Here is a 2899-nt window from a genome sequence, read left to right on the forward strand (position 1 = left end):
AAGAGGACTTTCAGAAGGCAGTGAATTTGATCAATTACAGACCCAGAAAATCACTTGACTATCGTACTCCTTACGAAGTATTCTTTGCTTCATCAGAACCCGTTGCATTTCATCCTTGAATTGGCGTGATTGATTCAGAAAGAGAGGGTTAAGATTATGCTACGCACTACACTTCGTCAATTGGTTTCTATTTCTGGACGTGCAATTCTTGCGATCGGTTTGACTTCTGCTACAGTGTTGGCTCTGGCTCCTTCTGCGAAGGCTGAAGATATTGTTGTAGAAAACGTAGCAATTATGACATCTAGTTATACTCCTGTTACTGCAAAGTCTATCAAAGGTGCTGGTCTTGATGCCGCGACATCAACTGGTTTATCAATTGGTACTATGAAAGCCCAAAATAATTCGGGTACTACTTGGAAGCTTTACGCTAAGTCTAGTCAGAATGGCTTTTTGAAGATTAATGCAGGTGATGCCGATGCTGTTGGAGTTGCCTATACTATCGATACAGCCAGTAAATCGGGTGCTCCGATTGCAGCTACTGGGAATGGTGTAACGGGTGCAACCCTATTGTCAACTGGTACAGTTGACGTATATACCACCAACGCAACCACTTCTGAATTGAATGAGATACAGCTTGACGTTATTATGAAAACTCCTGCTACTAGTTTCGCGAATCGTAAAGCTGGTGACTATAAAGATACAATTACCGTTGGGCTTGTCTCAGGTTTTTAAGTGTTGATCAGGTATCAAAGCATTAAACCAAGATGTATAGATGATCCTTGTAAAGCTGAACCTAAGAACCTTCTTAATTTCTAGCCTAAATGGTATCCATCTTACAATTACTTAACAGTATAGGGGGGGCGCAATGCGTCCTCTATACTGTTAAGTAATTGAAGCCCTATTAACTATGTTCAAAAAGTTCTCAATTTCTTTCCTATTATTCTCAAGCTGCTATTACCTATGCCCCTTCCCCGCATTTACCCAAGTTAATTCCATTACCTTTAGTTCTACTACCATTTCTCCACCTGTTGTCCTGATTCCTAACACCGCATTGCCCAACACCTTAATTGGCAAGGTGAATATCAAAACAGATAATGCAAATGGATTTATCGTTAATGCAAAATCAATAAATGGAGGAGCATTAAAGCGTAGTTCGGGTGAGTTGATTGATTACACAGTGAACTATAATGGAATAGAACAGGGACAACTAGAGACAACAGATAAAACTGTAGAAAATGTGAGTACCTTGATAACTGACTGTGCTAGTACAAATGGTTGCGACAGAAGTATTCAAATAGCGATTAGTCAATCTGCCATTTCCGCTAAACCCGCAGGCAGTTATTCCGATCAACTCACCTTTACATTTGTTGCGAAGTAGCCCTCACCCCCCAGCCCCCTCTCCCTAGGGGAGAGGGGGAGTAAGACTAGTTTATTGTTTCCCTCTTCCTTAGGAAGATGCAGAATAAGATTTAATTCTTTCTTGTTCCCCTCTCCCTGAGGGAGAGGGGCTAGGGGTGAGGGCAAGGGGCTAGTACGATTAGAAACAAAACTATAGAGAGGTCATCATCATGAATATGCGATCGCTTGCCGCCATCTTGCCATTGATCATCGGTGCAAATCTAGTTACTGCGCTTCCTTCCTCATCTCAAGTCGAAGCCACCTTCCAGTTTTCGCCAATGTTGTCAAAATTTGCCCCCTCTGGACAAAAATCAAATCAGTCCTTTGTGGTCAGAAACACAGGCAAAAAAGCTACTGCTATTCAAATCAGAATGGTGAAACGGGAAATGGATCTTGATGGCAAAGAGATTAATACCGATGCCGATGATGACTTTATTCTCTATCCACCGCAAATGTTGGTTAAGGCTGGCGAAAGCCAAACCGTGCGAGTTACTTGGGTGGGAGATGCTAATCCATCCAAAGAGCTTTCCTATCGGATCATCGCTGAGCAACTGCCCATCGACTTAACAGAAATTACGCAAACCCAAGGTAATACGACAGTCTCAATCAAAGTTCTCTTTCAATACATGGGATCTGTTTATGTCGTACCGCCCAACGTTGCGCCTAATGTCACGCTAGAGAACGCTGTTTGTCAAGTGGAAACTAGCAAAGATGGCAAAAAAGAAAATAAATTACAGCTAACCTTTGCTAATCAAGGTACAGCCCACGCCCTGCTCAGTAACCTCCGCCTCAGTCTCGCTCCCATCGGCAAAGAAGCTAACCCCATCAAATTAGAAGCAAAGCAACTCACAGGCGTAAATGGCGAGAATATGTTGGCAGGTAGCAAACGCCGTTTTTCGTTGCCTTGCCCCGTCGGCTTACCCAATGAGAAGCTATCAGGCACATTCGAGTATGATCGCGGTAATTAATGTCACCAGTACACAGTAGGGGCGTAGCATTTGCGCCACAATTTTAAAACTCATCACAGGAACCCTGATCTGCAAATGCTACGCCCTCTCCGCTTTGATCGACAATTTGTCCCTGCGTTGCGAGGTTTTGGGCAGAGCATTCCCAGAAGTAGATTATCTGCAAATTTTATAGATTGTGGTGGGAATGCTCTGCCCCTACAGTTCTATCATTTATTGTTTTGTATTGTTGTCATTACATTTCCTAACTTCTATACTGCATAGGGCTTTTTTGATCGCGCAGTATAGATCATCTACATCATCATGCGTCGAGTGATTAAACATATAGCGGTTTTCAAATGAGCGTGGTACGAGCGTCACATTCGTAAAACCAGCCAAAGAAGTCAGAATCGGAAACAGAATTGAAAGTGAGAGTGATAGCATCATAAAGCTGCTCAGTGGTTCTCGGAGCAATCGAACGCAGAATGGATTTGATTTTTGACCAAAACATCTCAATCGGTGATAAATCAGGAGAATAAGTGGGCAAGAAAATCAGT

At 42.7% G+C, this 2899-nt stretch carries 4 protein-coding genes and 1 pseudogene; 4 read left to right on the plus strand and 1 reads right to left on the minus strand.

Features of this window, described 5'->3' with window-relative positions:
• From VB775_RS26425 to VB775_RS10170, 4 genes and pseudogenes are all read left to right on the plus strand, one after another.
• Window positions 1–119, plus strand: a pseudogene (locus VB775_RS26425) (IS30 family transposase); the annotation flags it as partial.
• A 37-nt stretch (window positions 120–156) separates the two neighbouring features.
• Window positions 157–732, plus strand: coding sequence for a hypothetical protein (locus tag VB775_RS10160; RefSeq protein ID WP_281008349.1), 576 nt, complete (start codon window positions 157–159; stop codon window positions 730–732).
• 175 nt (window positions 733–907) lie between these two features.
• Complete coding sequence (locus tag VB775_RS10165) at window positions 908–1378, plus strand: hypothetical protein (RefSeq protein ID WP_281008348.1); 471 nt, start codon at window positions 908–910, stop codon at window positions 1376–1378.
• 190 nt (window positions 1379–1568) lie between these two features.
• A complete protein-coding gene (locus VB775_RS10170; RefSeq protein ID WP_281008347.1) occupies window positions 1569–2366 on the plus strand; it encodes a molecular chaperone in 798 nt (265 codons plus the stop codon).
• Between the two features lie 331 nt (window positions 2367–2697).
• Here the strand turns inward: VB775_RS10170 and VB775_RS26430 are convergent.
• Window positions 2698–2899, minus strand: a 202-nt coding sequence (locus tag VB775_RS26430; protein ID WP_416235814.1) for a transposase, incomplete at its 5' end; no start/stop codon positions are given.

The sequence above is a fragment of the Pseudanabaena sp. CCNP1317 genome (genome assembly GCF_034931345.1).
GTDB lineage: Bacteria > Cyanobacteriota > Cyanobacteriia > Pseudanabaenales > Pseudanabaenaceae > Pseudanabaena > Pseudanabaena galeata.

Coding starts and splice junctions, on each gene's coding strand:
- VB775_RS10165 (WP_281008348.1), top strand. CDS start 908: ATGTTCAAAAAGTTCTCAATTTCTTTCCTATTATTCTCAAGCTGCTAT.
- VB775_RS10170 (WP_281008347.1), top strand. CDS start 1,569: ATGAATATGCGATCGCTTGCCGCCATCTTGCCATTGATCATCGGTGCA.
- VB775_RS10160 (WP_281008349.1), top strand. CDS start 157: ATGCTACGCACTACACTTCGTCAATTGGTTTCTATTTCTGGACGTGCA.